Genomic DNA, 21,872 nt, shown 5'->3' on the forward strand with positions numbered 1-21,872 from the left:
TCAAAAGAAAAGGACCGGCGGTTCCAGTGTCAGGCGAGTTGCGCCGGGATCAGCCCGCGCAGCGAATTGCCGACGAAGATCGCCTTCGCGGACTTCAGATCATCAAAGGTGTAGATCGCTTCCGCGGCGCGGCCTTCGTCCAGAAGCTCGCCGCGCAATACTCCAGGAAGTAGGCCGCAGTCGAGCCGAGGCGTCGCGAGCACGCCGTCACCGAAGTCGGCGAAGAGATTGGTGATCGTGCCTTCGCAGAGCTCGCCGCGCTCGTTGGCGAGCAGCACCTCGTCGGCTTGCGTGATGAGATATTCGGCACGTGCATGCGTGTAGACCTGTCGCAGGCTGGTCTTGTGGTGCAGCAGCATGTTGCCGGAATCGAGGCGGACCCGCGCCAGCTGCAGCCGCCAGACCCTGTCCGCGGCGAGCGGTTCGTAAGGCTGCGCCGATGCCGTCGCCTCGCCATTGCGCTGCAGGACAAGGCGCGTGCGCAGTGCGATCTGCCGCCCGCCGACCGCATCCGTCAGCGTCTGGCCGACCCGTTGCGGGTGGCAGGCAAAGCCAAGCTCCGCCGCCGAAGCGTAAAGCCGCGCAAGATGCCGCTCGAAGCGCAGGAAGCCCGAGCCAGGCTCCCAGCGCATGGTCTCGATCAGTTCGAAGTCGGCACGGTTCCCGTCGCGAAGCGCGCTTTCAGAAGACACTCCCGATACTCCTCATCGGCGGTCGAATCGAAGACGACGCCGCCGCCGACATTGTAGACGGCCTCGCCATCGGCAAAGAGGGAGATGGTGCGGATCGCCACCGAGAACCGCATCGTGCCGCCGGGCGCGACCCAGCCGATGGCACCGCAATAGACGTCGCGCGGCACGCCTTCCAGGTCGTGCAATATCTCCATGGCGCGGATTTTTGGCGCGCCGGTGATCGAGCCGCAGGGAAAGAGCGCGGCGAAGATCTGGCGAATGCCGACATCCGGCAGCAATCTTGCGCGTACCCGGCTCACCATCTGGTGGACGGTCGGATAGGTCTCGATGCGGAACAGCTCCGGCACCTGCAGCGTGCCGACCTCGCTGATCAGCGAGATGTCGTTGCGCAGCAGGTCGACGATCATCCGGTTCTCGGCCTGGTTCTTCTCGTCGTTGCGCAGGAACGCCTTCAGCCGTTCATCCTCGGCCCTGGTCGCGCCGCGCGGCGCCGTGCCCTTCATCGGGTGCGTCTCGATCATGCCCTCGTCATCGATCTCGAAGAAGAGCTCCGGCGAGCGCGACAACACGATCGGATCGCCGAGCGAGACCAGCGCGCCGTATTTCACGGGCTGGCGCCCGGTCAGCGCCTCGAAGGCGGCGAGCGGATCGCCGGACCATTGCGCATGGACCGGGAAGGTCAGGTTGCCCTGGTAGCAATCACCCTTGCGGATATGGTCGTGGAGGCGAGCGAAGCGGAGGGCATAGTCCTCGGCGGACCATCCCGCCCTGGCGTCGAAAATCGGGCCGTTGGTCGCTAGCCCGTTGCTTTTCGGCACGGCCTGTTCGAGCGGCGCGTCGAAGACGCCGAGACAGATCAGTGGCGCGCGGCGGCCCTCCGGCAGCAGCGGCACCAGCTTCGGCTCGAGCAGGTAGCCGGCCTCGTAGGAGAAATAGCCGGCCAGCCATTTGCCGGCGTCGGAGGCCGCCTGCGCTGCTTCGAGCGCCGGCGCGAATTCGGCCGCGGTTCGCGCGATGATGATCTCGAGCGGCCTGTCGAAGACGAGCTGGCGGCCGGCCTCGTCATTGCGGAAGATTGCGGAAGGCAGGGACATAAGCCTCGGATACGGTCCATTCAGTCGACCGCTCTATATGGGGGCTGGGCGGGGTGCAATCGAGGGAACGGCGTCGGGCGGCGCAAAGGCGTTTTCGGCAACTGATTTTGCAAGGATTGGCGGAGGCACCAGAACTTCGTCATCCACGGGCGGAGCGGAAGCGAAGCGGACGCGGAGACCCGAGGATCCATTCCGTGACCTCGCGCGAAGGGTAATGGCGGTGCAGAACGAAGGCTTTTCTGCACTGCCGCAGCACTTGTAGGTAACGGAATGGATCCTATGGTCTGCGCTGCGTCGCTTCGCTCCTTGCTACGCCATAGGATGACGAAGTGATGGGCGTCTCCGGCCTATCTCCGGCATTTGCCATACCGCCGAGATGTTCAGGTGTTGCTGGCGGTGCCTGCCGTCGGGAAGCGACGGGCGAATTCGGCCTCGTCACCCGCGGCCAGCAATTTCGCCTGCTCGATCCATTTCTCGCGCTCGATGCGACCATCGAAATTGAGAACCTCCTCGACGCGCTTCACGTCGGCCTCGGTCCACGCGGCGATCTGGGCGTAGGTGGTGACGCCCTGATCCTTGAGCAGCTTTTCGTTGACCGGACCAATGCCGATCAGGCGGCGCAGATTGTCCGCCTTGCCGTTGGGCGCCGTCGGTGCGGCGGCTTTCTTCGGAGCCGGTGCGGCTTTCCTTGGCGCCGCGCTTGCCTTCGGCGCGGTCGCCGTCTTGGCCGCCGCCGGTTTCTTGGCCGGCACGCTCTTGGTCGAGGCCGATTTTGCCGCGGACGATTTCGCGGGCGGCGATTTGGCCGCGGCCGGTGTCGACGACATCAGCGCCGTCGGCGCGGGCGCGGCGGCCTTGTCGGCGCCGGCTTTGGCGGGTGTCCCGCGCAGCTGGCGCTCGAGATCGGCGCGGGCGCGGACACAGGTGTCGAGCTCGCCGCTCAGGCGGTCCGTGTCGGCGCGAAACCGGTCGCGCTCGCTCCTTGCGCGATCGAGATCGCCGCGCAGACTGTCGAGCTCGCCGCGCAGGCGGCCCCAGATGAACCAGCCAACCAGGACACCCACAACGAACGCCAGGAGCATGTAGAAGAAAGTGCTCATTTCCCTCTCCAGTCCGATCTGTCGGCCGCGGCCCGAAATGGCGAGCTTGCCGCGACGATCGTCAATCGTTCCGCGTTCGGCGGAACAGCCGCTTTAATAGAGCTGTCGGCGCTTGGCTCTCCTCCGCCCACGGCCGACGGCCATCATCGCATTCGCCGAAGCGCCGCGAGGGGCCGTCTCTGGCCTTGGCGATGCGTCCGGCTGAGCTTGAGGCGGGACGCTATCATATGGCTCGCTGAAAACTAATTGAAAAATGCGGCGGAGTTATTGAAGAACAGCCATTTGGAAAAGAATAAGCTGCTTCTAATATTAATTTTTGCTAAAATACTATGGATTATGCCGTCGGGCGAACGCCCGTCATTTGTCGAGCACTTCCAGCTCGTCGATCAGCGTGCTGATCACGCCAAGGCCGATCTGCCAGAAGGCAGGATCGGTGGCGTCGAGGCCGAAGGGCGCCAGAAGCTCCGAGTGATGCTTGGTACCGCCGGCGCGCAGCATCTCGAAATACTTCTCCTGAAAGCCGCGCTCCGCATTCTGGTAGACGGCATAGAGCGAGTTCACCAGGCAGTCGCCGAAGGCGTAGGCATAGACGTAGAAGGGCGAGTGGATGAAGTGCGGGATGTAGGTCCAGAAGACTTCGTAGCCATCGCGCAGCCTGATTGCCGGCCCCAGGCTTTCGGCCTGAACTTCCAGCCAGAACTGGCCCAGCCTGTCCGAGGTCAGCTCGCCGTTGCGGCGCTCGGCATGCACCTTGCGCTCGAACTCGTAGAAGGCGATCTGGCGCACGACGGTGTTGATCATGTCCTCGACCTTCTGGGCGAGCATCGCCTTGCGTTCGCGCTTGTCGGCGGTCTGGTCGAGCAGCGAGCGGAAAGTCAGCATCTCGCCGAAGACGGAGGCGGTCTCGGCCAGCGTCAGCGGCGTCGAGGCCATCAGCGCGCCCTGGCCGGCGGCCAGCACCTGATGCACGCCGTGGCCGAGCTCATGCGCCAGCGTCATCACATCGCGCGGCTTGCCCATGTAGTTGAGCAGCACGTAAGGGTGCGCCGACGGAACCGTCGGATGGGCGAAGGCGCCGGGCGACTTGCCAGGCCTGACCGGCGCGTCGATCCACTTGCGGTCGAAGAAGGTCCGCGCGATCTCCGCCATCTCCGGCGAGAAGCGCTGGTAGGCCGACAGCACAGTGTCCCTGGCGTCGTCCCAGCGGATCACCGCTTGCGGTGTCTCGGGCAGCGGCGCGTTGCGGTCCCAGTGGTTCATCACGTCCATGCCGAGCCAGCGCGCCTTCATCGCATAGTAGCGGTGCGAAAGCCGCGGATAGGCATCGCGCACGGCGGCCGCGAGCGCATCGACCACGCCGCGCTCGACGCGGTTGGCGAGATGGCGTGAATCGGCGATGTCCTCGAAGCCGCGCCAGCGGTCGGAGATCTCCTTGTCCTTGGCTAAAGTGTTGGTGATGAGCGTGAAGGTCCGCAGGTTCTTGCGGAAGGTCGCGGCGAGCGCCTCGGAGGCGCGACGGCGCACTTCGCCATCGGAGTCCTGCAACCGGTTCAGCGCCGGCTCCAGCGTCAACTCCTCGCCGTCGACATCGAAGCGCAGGTCGGTCATGGTCTCGTCGAACAGGCGGTTCCAAGCGCCGCGCCCGGTGACCGACTTTTCATGGAACAACTGCTCGACCCGGTCCTCGAGCTGGTAGGGTTTGTCCTTCCGCAGGTCGAGCACCCAGGGCCGGTAGTGGGCGAAGGCCGCGTCGGCCGCAAGCGCGCTTTCGATCACCGCGTCGTCGATCAGGTTGAGCTCCAGCGCGAAGAACAGCAGGTGCGCGCTGGCATCGGTCATCTTCTCCTGGACGTCGCCATAGAGCTTGGCGCGCTGCGGATCGGCGGTGTTGCCGGCATAGACCAGCCCGGCATAGGAGACGATGCGGCCGATCAGTTCCTCCAGCGCCTCGTACGTCTTCAGTGCCTCGCCGAGCCGGCCGGCGGCGCCGCGTTCGGCCTCGGCGGCCAAAGTGCCCTTCCAGCGGCCCTCGAAGGCGATGGCGTCGCTTGCCGCCCGAGCGATGTCGCGCTTCAGCTCCGGCGCCTCCATACCGGAATAGAGATCGGCGAGATTCCATTCCGGCAGATCGCCAAGCTCCGCCGCGCCCTGGCCGGACGCTGGCGCCGCAAGCCGCCGACCAAACATCATGCGCATCAACAATACCTTCTTTGAATCAAGGGACCAAAATCAAAGGGAAAGGAGAAGCCGGTCAAATCCTAAGGAATTCGTTCACCGGGTTTTTTGAAACCTTATTTAGAACCCTGTGCCAAGATGATCCATGGGGATTTCTCAAGGCCGGGCAGCCAACACAGTCATGACAGGTTCCATACTCATAGTCGATGACGATCCCGTGCAGCGCAGGCTGCTCGAGGCGGCGGTGACGAAATTCGGCCACAGCGCCATCGTCACGGAGGGCGGCGAGGCGGGGCTCGACGTGCTCGACGGACCGAACGCGCGCGATGTGTCGGTCGTCATCCTCGACCTGGTCATGCCCGGCCTCGACGGCATCGGCGTGCTGAAGGCGATGCGCGAACGCGCCATCAACCTTCCGGTCATCGTGCAGACCGCGCAGGGCGGCATAGAAACCGTCGTCTCGGCCATGCGCCACGGCGCCTTCGATTTCGTCGTCAAGCCGGCTTCGCCCGACCGGCTGCAGACGTCGATTTCCAATGCCTTGAAGGTCGAGGCGGTCGAGGACGAGATGAAGCGCACGTCGCGGCGGCGCGGCGGCCATCTCACTTTCAAGGACTTGATCACGCGCAGCCCGGCGATGGACCGGGTGATCCGTCTCGGTCAGAAGGCTGCGGCATCCAACATCCCGATCCTCATCGAAGGCGAATCCGGCGTTGGCAAGGAACTGGTGGCGCGCGCCATCCAGGGCAGCGGCGACCGCCGCTCGAGACCCTTCGTCACAGTCAATTGCGGCGCCATCCCGGACAATCTCGTCGAATCGATCCTGTTCGGGCACGAGAAAGGCTCCTTCACCGGGGCCACCGACAAGCACACCGGCAAATTCGTCGAAGCGCATTCGGGCACGCTGTTCCTGGACGAGATCGGCGACCTGCCGCTCGACGTCCAGGTCAAGCTTCTGCGCGCCGTTCAGGAGGGCGAGGTCGATCCGGTCGGCGGCCGGACGACCGTCAAGGTCGACATCAGGCTGATCTCGGCGACGCATCGCAACCTGCTCCAGCAGGTCAAGGACGGCAAGTTCCGCGAGGACCTGTTCTATCGGCTGAACGTCTATCCGATCTTCGTGCCGCCGCTGCGCGACCGGCGCGACGACATCCCCTATCTGGTCAGGCATTTCATGGAAAAGGTGGCGCCGGCCGATCCGCGCCATCGCCTCACCGGCATATCGGCCAAGGCGCTGGCAATGCTGCAGGCCTATGACTGGCCGGGCAACATCCGGCAGCTCGAAAATGCGGTGTTCAGGGCGTCCGTGCTCGCTGAAGGCGAATTGCTGACCGAAGAGGAATTCCCGCAAATCCGCGCGCAGGTCGAAGGCACGGTAAAGCTCGAAGCCGAACCGGCATCGGCGGTTGCAACGATCGCGGACGAACCGCAGCCGATTGGCCAGGCCGCCGGTATCAACGGGGCGGGGGCCGCTTTGCACGAGAGCGAGGCGCCGGCGCGGCCGCTGCCCCGCTTCGGCACGCTGAGAGCCCTGGACGAGCGCGGCAATGTGCGGGCGCTGGCCGACGTCGAGCTCGAGATGATCAAGCTTGCGATCGACCACTATAACGGCCAGATGAGCGAGGTGGCGCGCCGCCTCGGCATCGGACGCTCTACTCTCTACCGCAAGTTGAAGGAATATGGCATTGACCCCGAAGCGGGTCGTCTCGACCGGCTTGCGTCCTGAGATGCAAGCGCCACTCCAGCTTCCTTCCTAAGATCCGAGTCAAATTGTCGCTTTTTGATCGGAAGGCGCTGTTTTTCAGTGGCTTGCCTGCTGGCGATCACACATTAAGGCGAACGGTAACAGATCGTGTTTCGGTTCAAGCCGAATTCTCGATCTAAACCAGCGATTTACCACGAAATACAGTGCATCATTTTTGACGGGATATCGCCACTGTGTTACCGCATTTTGGCTTCAATAAGCGATGATTAACCATTAGGATCGATATTCGGATGTGAGAACCACGCATCCGTTTGGGCAAATCCGGGGACAAACGGCAGCCTGCAAGGCCTTTTGATTTGAACCAAGTCGAACGACACACAAACGGGCGGCATTTTCACATGAGCGTCTGGCCGAGGTGGCTGACGTTTGTGATTTTGGCCGTCGGGTTCCTCTCGGCAGCGGTCTCCGGAGCGAAGGCCGAAATCCGTTCGCTTAAGCTCTATCACCTGCATACGCACGAAAAGGCCGAGATCGTCTACAAGCGCAATGGCCGCTACGATCCTGAAGGCCTGCGCAAGATCAACATCATCCTGCGCGACTGGCGCCGCAACGAGCCGACCAAGATGGATCCTCGGCTGCTCGACCTGGTGTGGGAAGCTTACCGCGAGAGCGGCGCGACCGACTATATCCAGGTCGTCTGCGGTTACCGCTCTCCGGCCACGAACTCGATGCTGCGCAGCCGCAGCCGCGGCGTCGCCGAAAAAAGCCAGCACATGCTCGGCAAGGCGATGGATTTCTACATTCCCGGCGTGCCGCTGAAGAAGCTGCGCAATATCGGCCTCAAGATGCAAGGCGGCGGCGTCGGCTACTATCCGAGATCCGGCTCGCCGTTCGTCCACATGGATGTCGGCAATGTCCGCCACTGGCCGGGCATCAGCCGCCAGGAACTGGTCAGCCTGTTCCCGAACGGCAAGACGCTGCATGTGCCGAGCGACGGCCGGCCGCTACCGGGCTATGAACAGGCTGTGGCCGCCTACAAGGCACGCAAGGGCGCCGGCACCCCCAACATCGAACTGGCCAGTGCAGGCGGCTCGACCAAGCGCTCCGGCGGATTGTTTGCGGCCTGGTTTGGCGGCGGCGAAGACGAGGCTGACGACAGCGCCGATGTCGCCAGCGCCGAGCCCGCGCCGCAGCCGAAGGCCGTGAAGCAGGTGGCGACGGCGAAGGGCGGCAACCTGCCGGGCATCGCCATCGTCTCGCCGCAGGACGCCAAGCGCGCCAACATCCCGCAGATCGCGGATGACAGCACCGACGATTCGCAGCAGCCGCAGCAGGACACGCCTGAAACCATCATCGCCGCGTTGCCGCCGAAGGAGATTCCGGTCCCTGCTTTCGCGCCGCGGCCGAAGGTCGATGTCGGCCAGCAGACGCCTGAAAACGTGCCGTTCGCCGTGGCGGACGCCTCGGCCACGACCGAGCAGGCGGTGGCAACGGCGCATGCTCCGGTCAATGTGCCGTTCGGCATGGCCGACGCCGCCGGCGCGGCACAGGCCGCGGCCGATCCCGCGCAGGTGGCGGTCAACAACATTCCGCTGCCGACTTGGCGTCCCGACCGCTCGACGCCGGCCGAATTGGCGACCAAGGACAAGAACGTCTTGCTGGCGCTGGCGGAAACGGCCTCGCAGGACAAGAGCGCAACCGATGCCTTCTCGGTGCTGCCGACCGCGCGGCCCGACACAAGCAAGCCGGATGAGATCAAGGCTGTGCTCGAACAGGCCAGCGCAACCACCGTGGCCGGCCCGAGCGGCGCCGAATATGAGGTCGCTTCGCTGACGGCGCCGGAGCCGCGCTCGGCGTTCAACGATCCGTCGGGCCTCGATGCGGCTTCGCCGCGTCAAGCCATCGCAGCCCGCCCGGCCGGCACCGATCCGGCGCAGGCGATCGGCGGCGGCGTGAAGACGACGCGCAAGGAGGCCAGGCCTTCCGCCAACGATCTGCGGCCGGGGCCGAAGGCGATGGTGGTGGCGACGCCGCCGCAGGCAGCGCGCTGGGCGCTGGGCAGTGGCGAGAACATAGCCACCGTTTCCGATCCGACGACGGCGCCGCGCTATGCCTATAACATCGTTCATACGCCGCCGAGCGAGGTCTACACGGCCGGCTTCCAGACAGACCCTCAGACGCCGGATGCCAGCCGGTTCACCGGCAACGCGGTGAAGTTCCTTTCGGTCGCCCGCTTCCAGACGAAATAGCGAGCCTGCCGGGATCGCAAAAGCCGCGTTGGACACCAGCGCGGCTTTCGCTTTTGCTGCCTGCCCTGACCACCGGTCTCCCGCTTGGGCGGTTCAGTCAACTTCCAGCGCAGGCGCCTCGCCCCTTGCCAGAAGCCGCGCGGCGTCGCGCGCCGGGGGCAGGCCGAACTGGCGCGCATATTCACGGCTGAACTGAGAAGCGCTTTCGTAACCGACGGCAAAGGCGACACGCGCTGCGTTGCCCGGCTGTGCGATCAGCAGGTGGCGGGCCTCCAGCAGGCGGATCTGCTTCTGATACTGGATCGGGCTCATGGCCGTCGCTGCCTTGAAGTGGCGGTGGAACGCGGCGTTGCTCATATGGGCGAGCGCGGCCAGTTCCGTCACATCGATCGGCTCGTTGTAATGCGCGCGTATCCATTGGGTGGCGCGGCGGATCTGCGACAGGCGTCCGTCGGCGCGCGCAAGCTGGCGCAGCTTCGCGCCTCGCGGGCCTTGCAGCAGCCGAAACGCTATCTCCCGTTCAAGCATGGGCGCGAGCACGGGGATCTCGTGGGGCCTGTCGAGCAGCCGCAGCATCCGGCGCCAGGCGTCGAGCAGCTCGTCATCGGCGGGATAGGTCGCGAAGCTTTCGCCGCCGGCCGCCGGCTTGTGGTCGATGAGCAATGTGCCGATCACTTCCATATCGAGGCTGAAGGCGATGGCCACGTAAGGATGGGCGGCGCTCGCCTCGATCAACTGGCTGGTGGCGGGCGTCTCGACCGCGTAGACGAAACAGCTGCCGGCGCCGTAGCGAAGCGTGCGATCGCCGATCAGCACCGATTTCGTGCCCTGCAGAACGAACAAGGCCGTCGGCTGACAAAGCTCTGGCAGCGGCGGCGTCGGGGCTTCGCTGCGGCCGATCGTGACGCGAGGAACGGCCGTACTCGTCCGTCGTCCACGCGCGTGGCGGCCGGCGATTGCGATCAATTCCTGCAGCGCTTCGTTCATCGGTTCAGCATTGCCGATCCGCACCATCCGCGCAACGAGGTGAGGCGTTGCGCGCACCTGGATAACGCGCAAGTGCGCCTGTGACGCGCAGCGCACCTGTGACGCGCAAGCGCGCACTTGAGAGGACGCGCACTTGAGAGGATTAGGCAAGAGCAAGAGAGATTTCGGCGCGCGAAGTTCCCCGTTTCGCGCCATTTCCAGGCCTCTGCACAGGAGACATTGGACATGACGAAACGAAAGAATGCGCTGGTGACTGGCGCCAACAAGGGAATCGGCCTCGAGACCGCCCGGCGGCTGGCGGCGCTGGGGTTCAAGGTCTGGCTCGGCGCTCGGGATTCGAAGCGCGGCGAGGCCGCGGCCGAAGCATTGCGCAGCGAAGGTTTCGACGTCGAGCCGCTCGAGCTCGACGTCACCAGCGACGAGAGCGTGGCGGCCGCGGTCAGGACCTTCGCTGCGCGAACATCCAGTCTCGACGTGCTGGTCAACAATGCCGGTGTGGCCACCGGATATGTCGATGCGCTCGGCCCCGACGGCCGCTACGAGCGGCCGCCGAGCCAGGAACCTCTCGCGGACATGAAGGCCATCTATGACGTCAACGTCTTCGGTCCGATCCGCGTCACCCAGGCATTCCTGCCGCTGCTTCTGGCCGCGCCCGCCGCCCGCATCGTCATGTTGAGCAGCTATCTCGGTTCGATCGCGCGCGCAGTTGGTGCCGGAGTTGGCGAAAGCCAGTCACCCAACGTCATGGGCTATGGCAGCTCGAAGACGGCGCTCAATGCCATTACGGTCGCTTTCGCCAGGGAGCTTGCGCCGAGCGGCATCATGGTCAATGCCGCCGCTCCCGGCTACACCGCGACCGACCTCAACGGGCACAAAGGTCACCGCACGGTGCAGCAGGCGGCCGAGATCGTCGTGCGCCTGGCGACGCTCGACGCGGGCGGGCCGACCGGCGGCTATTTCGACGAGAGTGGCCCGCTGCCCTGGTGATTTTGGGGCGAACTATTTGGCGAGCTTGCTTGCTTCGCGCGCGAGCGCTTCGATCTCGTCCCACTTGCCGGCCTTGATGAGATCGTCGGGCGCGACCCAGGAGCCGCCGACGCAGATGACGTTGGGCAGGCTGAGATAGTCGGCGGCGTTCTTGGCCGTTATGCCGCCGGTCGGGCAGAACTTCACGTCTGCGAGCGGCGATGCGAGGGCCTTCAGCGAAGCGATGCCGCCCGACTGCTCGGCCGGGAAGAATTTCAGGAAGCGCAGGCCGGCTTCGCGCGCGGCCATGATCTCGCCCGGCGTGATGGCGCCCGGCAGCAGCGGCACGGGGCTGCCGTTCGCCGCGTTCAGAAGCTGGCCGGTGATGCCGGGACTGACGATGAATTTCGAACCGGCGGCGGCCGCTTCGTCGAATTGTCTCGCATCGAGGATGGTGCCGGCGCCGACGACGGCGTCCTCGACCTCGGCCACGACGCGGCGGATCGCCTCCAGAGCATCTGCGGTGCGCAGCGTGATCTCGATTGCCCTCAAGCCGCCGCGCGACAGAGCGCGGGCAAGCGGCACGGCGTCGGCCACGTTGGCGATCTTGAGCACCGGGATGACCGGCTGGCCGTTGAGGAGCGACAGGAGCTTTTCGGTCTTGCTGGTCATTGGCTTGCCTCTCCGTTGCGATCGATTTCAACCGATTAGCAGAAGGGGTATTTGAAGTCCACGAAGGCGGGCGTGTCGCGATGTCACGCGGCGGGTCGCTCGGTGCCTCTGCCTTGAAACCGCTTTCAGCACGGTCTAGTGGCATGGCCATGACAACGCGCACAAAAATTCAGCCGGTCCGCGTCGCAGCGCTCTACAAGTTTGCCCGGCTCGACGGCTTCGAGGTCTTGCGCGTGCCGCTCGCCGCCTTCTGCCGCGAACACGGCATCAAGGGCACGCTGCTTTTGGCGTATGAAGGCATCAACGGCACCGTCGCCGGCGGCGAGGAGGCGATCGCCGCGCTGATCGATCATATCCAGGCGATCGAAGGGCTTGCCGGGCTGGAAATCAAATACAGCAGCGCCGCCGATATGCCGTTCCACCGCATGAAGGTGCGGCTGAAGCGCGAGATCGTCACCATGGGCGTCGACGATCTCGATCCGGCGACCAGCGCCGGCACCTATGTCGCGCCGGCAGACTGGAATGCGCTGATCTCGGCTGCCGATACGGTGGTGATCGACACACGCAACGCCTACGAAGTCTCGATCGGCACCTTCAGGGGCGCGGTCGATCCGAAGACCGCCAGCTTCCGTGAATTTCCGGCCTGGGTCCAAGAGCACCGCGACGAGCTCGAAGGCCGCAAGGTGGCGATGTTCTGCACTGGCGGCATACGCTGCGAGAAGGCGACTGCCTATGTGAAGTCGCTGGGCTTCAGCAACGTCTTCCATCTCAAGGGCGGCATCCTGAAATACCTCGAGGACGTGCCGGCCGAAGAGAGCCTGTGGCAGGGCGAGTGTTTCGTCTTCGACGAGCGGGTTTCGGTCTCGCATGGTTTGGCCGAAGGCGATGCCGAGCTCTGCCGCGCCTGCCGGCATCCGCTGACAGCCGAGGACCGGCTGTCGCCGAAATACACGGTCGGCGTTTCATGCCCGCACTGCTTCGATGCGCGCTCGGACGAGGATCGTGCCCGTTACGCCGAGCGGCACCGCCAGGTGGAGCTGGCGCAAGCGCGCGGCGGCCGGCGACACATCGGAAGCTAGGGCGCGCCCGGCACCACAAAACAGCCGCCCGTCATTGTAATGTCAATGCGCGGGGCCTACGTCTTGCCGGTCCGAAACCCGCCCGGGCGCATTCGGCCGGGCCAATTCTGGAGGCATTGATGCTCGACCCCAAGAAGCTGCTCGACGACCTGCTCGGCTCGCAAATTCCTGGCACGGGATCGACCGTTCGCGACAAGGCGGGGCAAGCGGTACAGATGGCGAAGGACAACCCGCTCGCCGCCGGCGCGCTGGCCGCCGTGCTGCTCGGCACGGGCACCGGACGGCAGGTGACCGGAGCCGCCATCAAGCTCGGCGGCCTGGCGGCGATCGGCGGCCTCGCCTACAAGGCCTACCAGAACTACAAGGCCGGAAATGCGCCGGCGCAGGAACCCGTGGCTGGCGAGCCGGAGTTGCTGCCGCCGCCCAAGGACACCGCCTTCCATCCTTCTCAAGCGCCGCAGGGCGAGGCCGAATTCACGCTGACGCTGGTGCGGGCGATGATCTCCGCCGCCAAGGCGGACGGCCATGTCGATGACGAGGAGCGGCAGAAGATCGCCGACAGGCTCAAGCTTGCCGGCATCGGCACGGAAGCGGAAAAGTTCCTGATGGAAGAACTCGAACGGCCGCTCGATCTCGACGCGCTGATCGCCGGCGCCAAGACCGATGCGCAGAAGCTCGAGCTCTATACCGCCTCGCGACTCACCATCGATCCAGACACCCGCACCGAGCGCGGTTATCTCGACCTGCTTGCCGGCCGCCTCGGCATGCCGGACGCGCTGGTCGATCATGTCGAGGCGACCGTTGCAGCGGCAAAAGTGCCGGCCGGAGCCGCATCCGATCCGCAGTAGCGAATCGCGTGGTAAACGCGCTTGCGGCATCTTGTTGACCGTTGATCTTTCGTTAACCCAGCAAGCGCATCATTCTAAGCAGTCGGACCGGCTTTTCCTCCTCCCAAGCACGGTTCAGATCAGGGCGGTCGCCAATGACCGCCCTTTTTGTCGGCCCCTCCTTTTTGTCGACAGAGCTGCTTGCCACGGTCTCCATCATTTGCGATGCCTCGTCCCGTTCCAGCAATGACGGGGGAGCGCGTCGATGACCGCCATGCAAGAGAAAACCGCCATCGTTACCGGAGCCGGCACCGGTATCGGCAAGAGCGTCGCCACGGCGCTGCTCAGGGCCGGCTGGAACACCGTGTTCTGCGGCCGCCGCAAGACGCTGCTCGAGGACGCGATCGCCGAGGCCGGGAAGACCAGCGCCAAGGCGTTGGCGGTAGCGTGCGACATCAGCAAGGCCGACCAGGTCGACGACATGTTCGAGACCGTGGTGGAGGCCTTCGGTCGCGTCGACCTGCTCTTCAACAATGCCGGCATGGGCTACAAGTCGACGCTGATCGACGAGATCCCGGTCGAGGTCTGGAACGACGTCGTGGGCGTCAATCTCACCGGATCGTTCCTGTGCGCCCGCGCCGCCTTCGGCGCCATGCGCCGGCAGAAGCCGATGGGCGGCCGCATCATCAACAACGGATCGGTGTCTGCCTATGCGCCGCGCCCGGGCTCGGTGCCCTATACGGCGACAAAGCACGCCATCACCGGCCTGACCAAGACGCTGGCGCTCGACGGGCGGCCCTACGACATCGCCTGCGGCCAGATCGATATCGGCAATGCGCTGACCGAGATGGCGCAGCCGATGACCGTAGGCGTGCCGCAGGCCAACGGCTCCATCGCCGCCGAAGCGGTGATGGACGTCCAGCGCGTCGCCGACGCAGTCCTCCACATGGCAAGCCTGCCGCTCGACGCCAACGTGCTGTTCATGACCGTGATGGCGACGAAGATGCCGTTCGTCGGGCGCGGGTAAGGAAATTGAGGCTCTATTTCTTCAGGAACGCTTCGATCCGCTCCAGCGCGCGCAGGATGTTCTCCTCGGAATTGGCGTAGGAGAGCCTGACATAGCCTTCGCCGAGCACGCCGAAATCCGGACCGCCGATCAGCGCGACGCCGGCATCCTCCAGCAACGCCGAGGCAAGCTTCTTCGCCTTCCAGCCGGTCTTCGACACGTTGGGAAAGGCATAGAAGGCGCCTTTCGGCGTGATGCAGGAAATGCCGGGAAGCGCATTCAGGCCCTCGACCACGATCTTCCTGCGGTTGTCGAAGGCGCGCATCATCTTTTCGACGTCGTCCTGCGGGCCGTCTATCGCGGCGATGCCGGCATACTGGCTCGGCGCGTTGACGCAGGACCAGCAGTTGACCGCCAGCTTGCGCACCTTGTCGTAGAGGTAGGCGCCCTTCTCGCCATTCGGCCAGATCGACCAGCCCATGCGCCAGCCGGTCATCGCCCAGGTCTTCGACCAGCCATTGAGCACGATCAGCCGGTCGCGGATCTCGGGGAAGTTGAGCAGCGAGCAATGCGTCTCGCCGTCATAGGTCATGACGTCGTAGATCTCGTCGGAGAGGATCGCGACCTCAGGGTGCTTTTCCAGTCCCTTGACCAGCTTCTCGATCTCGGCCCGCGGAGTGACGCCGCCGGTCGGGTTGGCCGGCGAGTTGAGGATCAGTAGCCTCGTCTTCGGCGTGATCAGCGCCAGCGTCTCCTCGGCCGAGAAGGCAAAGCCGTTCTCCTCGCGGATCGGCACGGGAATGGGCGTCGCGCCGGTGAACTCGATCATCGAACGATAGATGGGAAAGCCGGGGTCGGGATAGAGGATCTCCGCGCCCGGCTCGCCGAACATCAGGATCGCGGCGAACATGGTCGGCTTGCCGCCGGGCAGGATCATCACGTTTTCGGGCGAGACCTCGACGCCGGTGGTGGTCAGCGTGCGGCGCACCACCGCCTCGCGCGTGGCCAGCAGCCCGTTGGCCGGCGTGTAGCCGTGATGACCGTCGCGCAGCGCCTTGATCGCAGCCTCGACGATGTGCTGCGGCGTCTTGAAGTCGGGCTGGCCGATGCCGAGGTTGATGATGTCCCGGCCCTGATGGGCGAGCGCGGTGGCCCGCGCCAGCACCGCGAAGGCATTTTCCTCGCCGAGACGGTCGAAGGCCGCGATCGTGTGGAGCATTTTTCCCGTCCCTGTGGTTCTTTCTGTCAGCGAGCGTTTTTGTGAGCTTCCGCCAGGAAAAGTCAAACGGATTGGAGCTTTCGGTGTCGGAAAATCTGAAAAGTTGGCAGCCGCGCCCGCGTCCCGAACGCAGGGCGCTCGAAGGCCGCTATGTCCGGCTCGAGCCGCTGAGCGCGGCAAAGCATGGCGATGGGCTTTACGAGGCATCGTCGGTGCCGGATGCCGCCGGCCGTTTCGCCTGGCTGCCCGACTATCCGCCGGAAACCCGCGCCGCTTTCCAGCCATGGCTGGACAAGGTCGAGGCGAGCGAGGACCCGCTGTTCTTCGCCGTCGTCGACAAGGCGAGCGGCAAGGTCGCCGGGCGCCAGACGCTGATGCGCATCGATGCCGCCAACGGCGTCGTCGAGATCGGCAACATCTATTGGGGGCCGCTGATCTCGCGCAGGCCGCAGGCGACCGAAGCGCAGTTCCTGTTCACGAAATACGTCTTCGACGAGCTCGGCTATCGCCGCTACGAATGGAAATGCAACAACCGCAACGAACCGTCGAAGCGCGCGGCGGAGCGCTTCGGCTTCAAGTTCGAGGGCATTTTCCGCCAGCATCTTGTGGTAAAAGGCGAAAACCGCGATACGGCGTGGTATTCGATCATCGACAAGGAGTGGCCGGCCTTGCGCAAGGCCTATGAGGCCTGGCTCGATCCGGCGAATTTCGATGGCGATGGCCGGCAGAGGCGGCGGCTCGAGGATTTCCGCGCCGAGTTCGGCGCGTAGACCAAGATCCGGTCGTCGGACAAAGATCACGGTCGGTAAATAGGAGTTGCCAGGATGGCACACGATCACGCCGCGCATGGACACAGCCACGGCGCGGGCCACGTGCATGGCTCGACCGACAAGAAGCGCGTGCTGATCGCGGCCTGCCTGACCGGCGGCTTCATGGTCGCGGAGGCGCTCGGCGGCCTGCTCACCGGCTCACTGGCGCTGCTTGCGGATGCCGGCCACATGCTCGCCGATTCGATTGCGCTGGGCCTCGCCTGGTATGCCTTCCATCTCGCCGGACGTCCTGCAACCGGCCGTCTCACCTACGGCTTCGCCCGCGTGAAGACGCTGGTCGCCTACACCAACGGCATCGCCATCTTCGCAATCGCGCTGTGGATTGTCTACGAAGCCTGGGGGCGGCTGATGCATCCGGCGCCGGTGCTGGGCGGGCCGATGCTGGTGGTGGCGGTCGCAGGCCTGCTGGTCAACATCGCCTCGTTCTTCGTGCTGCATGGCGGCGACCGCGAGAGTCTCAACATGCGCGGCGCCATCCTGCACGTGCTGGGCGACCTGCTGGGCTCTGCCGCGGCCATCGTCGCCGCCGTCATCATCCTGGCGACAGGCTGGACGCCGATCGACCCGATCCTTTCCGTGCTGGTGTCGCTGCTGATCCTGTCGACGGCGTGGTCGCTGATGCGCGAGGCCGCGCATGTGCTGCTCGAAGGCGTGCCGGCAAGCCTCGATCGCGACCTGATCGCCAAGGACCTGGAAGCTGCCGTCAAGGGTGTGCGCGAGGTGCACCACATGCATGTCTGGTCGCTCGACGGCACCAGCAACATGGCGACGTTGCATGCCTGCCTGGATGACGGCGTCGATGCGCATATGGCGGTGAGCGCCATCAAGAAGCGGCTCGCCACGAAGCACGGCATCGACCATGCAACGGTGGAGCCCGAGTTCGGGCACTGCGCCGACAGCCATGACGAGCACGACCATCACCATGATCACGATCATGCGCATGACGCGCCTCGCGATCGCCGTCATTATCACTGATGCGTGCCGAAGATGAACGAGCCAAGGAACGCCTGCTGATGGATCGCGAGACGCGCAACGCGGCCATCGCCGCGGCCTGGATACTGCTTTTGTTCGGCCTCGCCGCCTATTTCCTGCCGACCATCATGTTGGCCGTCGGCAAGGTCTCGACCGTCCTGGCGGCTGTCATCGCCGCGATCTTCATGGTGGCACTGTTCGTCGTCCTGTGGCTGCGCGGACGCAGCCAGCGCAAGAAGGGTCTCTAAAGATGAGAATTCTGATTACTGGTGCTGCCGGCATGGTGGGCCGCAAGCTGATCGCGCGGCTGGCCAAGGATGGCGCCTTGCGCGGGCGCAAAATCACGGCGCTCGATCTGCACGACATCGTGCCGCCGCAGGCGCCTGTGCTCGCGGGTGTCGAGGTCTCGGTCCATACCGGCGACCTTTCCGAACCCGGCGCGACGGCCACGCTCGTTGCTTCCCGACCGGATGTGATCTTCCATCTCGCCGGTATCGTCTCGGGCGAGGCGGAAGCCAATTTCGATCTCGGCTACCGCGTCAATCTCGACGGCACACGCGCCTTGTTCGACGCCGTGCGGCTGGCGGCATTTGCGCCGCGCCTTGTCTTCACCTCATCGATCGCGGTGTTCGGCGCGCCGTTCCCGGACGTCATCCCGGACGAGTTCCACCCGACGCCGCTCACTTCCTACGGCACGCAGAAGCTGATCAGCGAGGCACTGCTCGCCGACTACTCGCGGCGCGGCTTCTTCGACGGCGTCGGCATCCGGCTGCCCACCATCTGCGTGCGGCCTGGCAAGCCGAACAAGGCGGCCTCGAGCTTCTTCTCCGGCATCATCCGCGAGCCGCTCAACGGCGAGGAAGCGATCCTGCCGGTGCCGCGCTCGGTGCTGCACACCCATGCCAGCCCGCGCTCCGCGGTCAATTTCCTGATCCATGCGGCGGAGATCGACGGCAATGCGGTCGGGCCGCGCCGCAACCTCACCATGCCGGGCGTCGCCGTCACCGTCGGCGAGCAGATCGAGGCGCTCGGGCGCATTGCCGGAGCCGAGGTGGTGAAACGGATCCGCGAACAACCCGACGAAACGATCTGGGCGATCGTCAAAGGCTGGCCCACGCGCTTCGAGGCAAGGCGGGCGAGGGAACTAGGTTTTGCCGCTGAAAAGAATTTCGACGAGATCATCCGCGCGCATATCGAGGACGAGCTCGGCAAAACGGTCGCTTAGGTTGAACTCTAAAGGGTCACCGCCTTCCCGAGACAACCTTGACCCGCCTCTGCAATTAATTCGGTATCGTTCGTCAGATGCTGGATATCGTAATCCGCGAAGTTCTTAATTTGCTTTGCTGCTTTTCGATAAAGGTCGAGCATTGAATGTCGGCCGTATGGCTGCTGGCTGATGAGGCAGGTTTGTTGTGATCAAAAAGTCACCAGTTTGGGATGCCTGAGGCCGTAGGGAGCGAAGGCGAAGGAACGCTAGTCACCCTGCGCTGTCAAAACGTCGTGGTGATGCCACCGTCCACGGCGATTGTCTGGCCGGTGACGAAGGAAGCCGCGTCGCTGGCGAGAAAAACCACGATGCCGGCGATCTCCTCCGGCTTTCCCCAGCGGCCGAGTGCCGTGCGAGTCTTCAGCCAGCGCGCCCAATCCGGATCCTCGGCGAGGCCGGCATTCGCCTCGGTCGCGAAGGTTCCGGGGGCGACGGCGTTCACGGTGATCCCGTGGCCGCCGAGATCGACGGCGAGCGCCCGGGTCAGGCCGTCGATACCGGCCTTGGCCGCGGGATAGCCGACGTCTCCGGCCCGGCCGAGCTGCGCGATGACGGAGGAAACATTGATGATCCGGCCCGGCGCGCCGCGGCGGATCAAGGCACGGGCGATCGTTTGGCTCATCGCATAGGCGGAAACCAGGTGGCCGTCGAGCATGGCGCCGAATTCCTCCGGCGACATGGCGTCAAAGCCGCGGCGATCGCGACGGCCGACATTGTTGACGAGGATGTCGATGTCGCCCAGCCTGGCAAGCGCCTGCTGCGCGGCTTCGCGCCGAGTGACGTCGAACGGCGCGCCATGCGCGTCCTGACCCTCGTCCCGCATTCTGGCGACGGCTGCCTCGAGTGTGGCGGGCTCGCGCCCGTTCAGGATCACGCGGGCGCCGGCTTCGGCTAGGCCGCGCGCCATCTCGAGCCCGAGCCCACGCACCGATCCCGTCACTAGGGCGGTTCGGCCGGCAAGCGAGAAGCTCATGCTGCGCGCCATCGGATACCTCGACTGAAACGACCGTTTCAGTTACGTATTACAGCAGGCATGAAAGGAGCGCAAGATGGCCGGGCATGAAGCAGTGACTGCCGAACCTTCACTCCGCCGGGCGGAACTGCTCGATGCCAGCTATGCCTATGTACTCGACCATGGCCTCAATGGATTGTCGTTGCGCCCGCTGGCGGCCGCCATCGGCTCCAGTCCCCGTGTGCTGCTCTATCTGTTTGGTAGTAAGGAGAAGCTGCTGCGCGAACTGCTGGTCCGGGCGCGCACCGAACAGATCGCGCAACTGACTGTCGTGCTCGCGGCCGAGGGCCGAAGCCATGGCCTCGAAGAAACGGCCGGGCGACTGTGGGCCTGGTTGTCCGCGCCCGAGCGACGCCCGATGGTCAGGCTCACCTATGAGGCGTTCCTGCTTTCTTTCAGCCATAAGCCCGGTCCGTGGGCGGGATTCGCGGCGGAAGCGGCCCAGGACTGGCTGGACCTGCTGATCGACACCCAGACGCAGCTCCCGCGAGCTGAGGCCGAGGCACGGGCAACCCGTATACTCGCAACGATACGCGGCCTGCTGATCGACCTTCTGGCCAATGGCGATAATGAAAGAATTGCCGCCGCCGTGCGCATGGGCTGGCTCTGAGTTGGACCGGACGCCGCACGGAGTCGCACCCTCCATTATTGCATTGCATACCGACAGCTGTTCCGCTCGCGCAACCGGATGACATCGGCACCGCTGTTGCCGCTATATCTGCGAACGTGTCCGGTCAGAACCGCATATCGTGGACGCACCGCCCGTCGCTCGGCAAGTCCTCGTAGCTGTCCAGGCTATCGAAGCGATCCACCGCCAGCCTGACATTGACGGCCGCGCGCGTCGTCGGCACTTCAGACGCCGCCCGAAAGGCTAGCCGACAGAAGCAACAGACCGACCAGGAAGATGAAGGCCGCGCCACCGATCTCGACGATCGAATGGATGCGGTTGCCGAGGCGTCCGTCGCCGGCGAAATAGACCGCCCAGTTCTTGGCCGTCACCGCGAGCGTCGCCAGCGCCGAGACGGTGATCGCGGTGCCGATCGACATGGCGAACACCGACAGCAGGCCGCCCATCCAGAGCCCGTTGAGCAGCGCGAAGCTCAGCACGATCAGTGCGCCGGAGCAGGGGCGAATGCCGACGGCGGCCACCGCCGACCAGGCGGTGCGCCAGTCGAAACGGTCGCCCGAAAGCAGCGCCGGGTCGGGCGCGTGCGAATGGCCACAGGTCTCGCAGACTTCGCCTGAACCGTGATCGTGATCATGGCCGTGGTCATGGTCGTGTACGGCATGGTCATGATGGCGGTCATGCGCGCTGTGATCGTGGGCATGCGAATGACCATGGTCGTGATGCGCATGCAGGGCATGCGAATGCGCTGCGTGGGCATGCGCGTGAGCATGCGAGTGTCCGCCATGCGAGTGTCCGGCATGCGCGGCCGACAGGCTGTAGGCCTGGCCGGCGCCGAACAGTCGAAGGATGGCCTGGCCCGCCTTGCGCCAGAGCAGCCAGGCGCCGAACAGGGTCACCAGCACAAAGCTCGAGATTTCGAGGAACCATGCCGCGTCGGTCATAGACACCGCGGTGCCGCGCAGGACGAAATAGGCAAGCACCATGACGACGACCGCGGTGAGCCCCTGCAGCAGCGCCGAGACGAAGGACAGCAGGATGCCGCGCTTCAGCGCCACTTCGTTGGCGACCATGTAGGACGAGATCACCGCCTTGCCGTGGCCGGGTCCGGCGGCGTGGAAGATGCCATAGGCGAAGGAGAGGCCGACCAGCAGCCAGAGCTTGCTGCCATCCTGGCGCATCGCCTTCATCGCGGCTGCCAGCGAATGGTAGAATTCCTGCTGCCGGACATTGATCCACATCAGGATGTGAGCAAACGGACCGGACGTGGTGGGGGCCGTGCCGTCATTGGTGCCGATGCCGAGCGAGCTCTGGGCATGGGCGAGGCCGGACAGATGCGTGATCACCAGGGTGGCGGCCGCGAGGCCGAGCGCCAAGCGCAGCGACGGTTTCATC

General features: G+C 65.0%; 20 protein-coding genes. 11 read left to right on the forward strand and 9 right to left on the reverse strand.

Annotation, left to right across the window (positions count from 1 at the left end):
• Nucleotides 1–29: 29 nt before the first annotated feature.
• From QAZ22_RS11635 to QAZ22_RS11650, 4 genes are all read right to left on the reverse strand, one after another.
• Nucleotides 30–692: an aminotransferase class IV family protein gene (locus QAZ22_RS11635; RefSeq protein ID WP_278206894.1), complete on the reverse strand. Its 663-nt coding sequence runs from the start codon at nt 690–692 to the stop codon at nt 30–32.
• Nucleotides 641–1,786 (reverse strand): aminodeoxychorismate synthase component I, encoded by a 1,146-nt coding sequence (locus QAZ22_RS11640; protein ID WP_278206895.1) that lies wholly within the window; start codon nt 1,784–1,786, stop codon nt 641–643. Before QAZ22_RS11640 ends, QAZ22_RS11635 begins: the two co-directional genes overlap by 52 nt.
• A 380-nt stretch (nt 1,787–2,166) precedes the next feature.
• A complete protein-coding gene (locus tag QAZ22_RS11645) occupies nt 2,167–2,886 on the reverse strand; it encodes a proton-conducting membrane transporter (RefSeq protein WP_278206896.1) in 720 nt (239 codons plus the stop codon).
• Between the two features lie 357 nt (nt 2,887–3,243).
• Nucleotides 3,244–5,082 carry a M3 family oligoendopeptidase gene (locus tag QAZ22_RS11650; protein WP_278206897.1) on the reverse strand — a complete coding sequence of 613 codons (1,839 nt, stop codon included), beginning with the start codon at nt 5,080–5,082 and terminating at the stop codon, nt 3,244–3,246.
• Nucleotides 5,083–5,242: 160 nt separating this feature from the next.
• Between QAZ22_RS11650 and QAZ22_RS11655 the strand changes: the two genes are divergently transcribed.
• Together QAZ22_RS11655 and QAZ22_RS11660 are read left to right on the forward strand one after the other, a co-directional pair.
• The gene (locus QAZ22_RS11655) at nt 5,243–6,787 is read left to right on the forward strand and encodes a sigma-54 dependent transcriptional regulator (protein WP_278206898.1); all 1,545 of its coding nucleotides are present in this window, start codon (nt 5,243–5,245) and stop codon (nt 6,785–6,787) included.
• A gap of 377 nt (nt 6,788–7,164) precedes the next feature.
• Nucleotides 7,165–9,015 carry a DUF882 domain-containing protein gene (locus tag QAZ22_RS11660; RefSeq protein ID WP_278206899.1) on the forward strand — a complete coding sequence of 617 codons (1,851 nt, stop codon included), beginning with the start codon at nt 7,165–7,167 and terminating at the stop codon, nt 9,013–9,015.
• Nucleotides 9,016–9,108: 93 nt separating this feature from the next.
• Here the strand turns inward: QAZ22_RS11660 and QAZ22_RS11665 are convergent, their stop codons facing one another.
• Complete coding sequence (locus tag QAZ22_RS11665; RefSeq protein WP_278206900.1) at nt 9,109–10,002, reverse strand: AraC family transcriptional regulator; 894 nt, start codon at nt 10,000–10,002, stop codon at nt 9,109–9,111.
• Between the two features lie 225 nt (nt 10,003–10,227).
• Between QAZ22_RS11665 and QAZ22_RS11670 the strand changes: the two genes are divergently transcribed.
• Nucleotides 10,228–10,989, forward strand: a complete 762-nt coding sequence (locus tag QAZ22_RS11670; RefSeq protein WP_278206901.1) for an SDR family oxidoreductase — start codon at nt 10,228–10,230, stop codon at nt 10,987–10,989.
• Nucleotides 10,990–11,001: 12 nt separating this feature from the next.
• On the opposite strand, the gene QAZ22_RS11675 is transcribed toward QAZ22_RS11670, so the two are convergent.
• Complete coding sequence (locus QAZ22_RS11675) at nt 11,002–11,640, reverse strand: 2-dehydro-3-deoxy-phosphogluconate aldolase (protein WP_278206902.1); 639 nt, start codon at nt 11,638–11,640, stop codon at nt 11,002–11,004.
• Between the two features lie 149 nt (nt 11,641–11,789).
• On the opposite strand from QAZ22_RS11675, the gene QAZ22_RS11680 reads away from it, so the two are divergent.
• The 3 genes from QAZ22_RS11680 to QAZ22_RS11690 all read left to right on the forward strand — a co-directional run bounded on the left by QAZ22_RS11680 (nt 11,790) and on the right by QAZ22_RS11690 (nt 14,573).
• The gene (locus QAZ22_RS11680; RefSeq protein WP_278206903.1) at nt 11,790–12,719 is read left to right on the forward strand and encodes a rhodanese-related sulfurtransferase; all 930 of its coding nucleotides are present in this window, start codon (nt 11,790–11,792) and stop codon (nt 12,717–12,719) included.
• A 119-nt stretch (nt 12,720–12,838) separates the two neighbouring features.
• Nucleotides 12,839–13,567 carry a tellurite resistance TerB family protein gene (locus QAZ22_RS11685; protein ID WP_278206904.1) on the forward strand — a complete coding sequence of 243 codons (729 nt, stop codon included), beginning with the start codon at nt 12,839–12,841 and terminating at the stop codon, nt 13,565–13,567.
• A 244-nt stretch (nt 13,568–13,811) separates the two neighbouring features.
• A complete protein-coding gene (locus QAZ22_RS11690) occupies nt 13,812–14,573 on the forward strand; it encodes an SDR family oxidoreductase (RefSeq protein ID WP_278206905.1) in 762 nt (253 codons plus the stop codon).
• Nucleotides 14,574–14,586: 13 nt separating this feature from the next.
• On the opposite strand, the gene QAZ22_RS11695 is transcribed toward QAZ22_RS11690, so the two are convergent.
• Nucleotides 14,587–15,771, reverse strand: a complete 1,185-nt coding sequence (locus QAZ22_RS11695; protein WP_278206906.1) for a pyridoxal phosphate-dependent aminotransferase — start codon at nt 15,769–15,771, stop codon at nt 14,587–14,589.
• Nucleotides 15,772–15,854: 83 nt separating this feature from the next.
• On the opposite strand from QAZ22_RS11695, the gene QAZ22_RS11700 reads away from it, so the two are divergent.
• Genes QAZ22_RS11700 through denD form a run of 4 tightly spaced genes read left to right on the forward strand, consistent with a single transcriptional unit; the run spans nt 15,855 to nt 18,798 of the window.
• A complete protein-coding gene (locus QAZ22_RS11700; RefSeq protein ID WP_278206907.1) occupies nt 15,855–16,541 on the forward strand; it encodes a GNAT family protein in 687 nt (228 codons plus the stop codon).
• A 54-nt stretch (nt 16,542–16,595) separates the two neighbouring features.
• Complete coding sequence (locus tag QAZ22_RS11705; protein WP_278206908.1) at nt 16,596–17,576, forward strand: cation diffusion facilitator family transporter; 981 nt, start codon at nt 16,596–16,598, stop codon at nt 17,574–17,576.
• A 38-nt stretch (nt 17,577–17,614) separates the two neighbouring features.
• Nucleotides 17,615–17,821 carry a hypothetical protein gene (locus QAZ22_RS11710; RefSeq protein WP_278206909.1) on the forward strand — a complete coding sequence of 69 codons (207 nt, stop codon included), beginning with the start codon at nt 17,615–17,617 and terminating at the stop codon, nt 17,819–17,821.
• Between the two features lie 2 nt (nt 17,822–17,823).
• A complete protein-coding gene (denD, locus tag QAZ22_RS11715; RefSeq protein WP_278206910.1) occupies nt 17,824–18,798 on the forward strand; it encodes a D-erythronate dehydrogenase in 975 nt (324 codons plus the stop codon).
• Between the two features lie 265 nt (nt 18,799–19,063).
• Here denD and QAZ22_RS11720 read toward each other — a convergent pair whose 3' ends face one another.
• Nucleotides 19,064–19,825 (reverse strand): SDR family oxidoreductase, encoded by a 762-nt coding sequence (locus QAZ22_RS11720; RefSeq protein WP_278206911.1) that lies wholly within the window; start codon nt 19,823–19,825, stop codon nt 19,064–19,066.
• A 64-nt stretch (nt 19,826–19,889) separates the two neighbouring features.
• On the opposite strand from QAZ22_RS11720, the gene QAZ22_RS11725 reads away from it, so the two are divergent.
• Nucleotides 19,890–20,462: a TetR family transcriptional regulator gene (locus tag QAZ22_RS11725; RefSeq protein ID WP_278206912.1), complete on the forward strand. Its 573-nt coding sequence runs from the start codon at nt 19,890–19,892 to the stop codon at nt 20,460–20,462.
• Nucleotides 20,463–20,704: 242 nt separating this feature from the next.
• On the opposite strand, the gene QAZ22_RS11730 is transcribed toward QAZ22_RS11725, so the two are convergent.
• Entirely contained in the window at nt 20,705–21,871 is a 1,167-nt protein-coding gene (locus QAZ22_RS11730; protein ID WP_278206913.1) for a nickel/cobalt transporter, read from the reverse strand.
• Nucleotide 21,872: the final 1 nt, after the last annotated feature.

The organism is Mesorhizobium sp. WSM4906 (assembly GCF_029674625.1).
Taxonomy (GTDB): domain Bacteria; phylum Pseudomonadota; class Alphaproteobacteria; order Rhizobiales; family Rhizobiaceae; genus Mesorhizobium.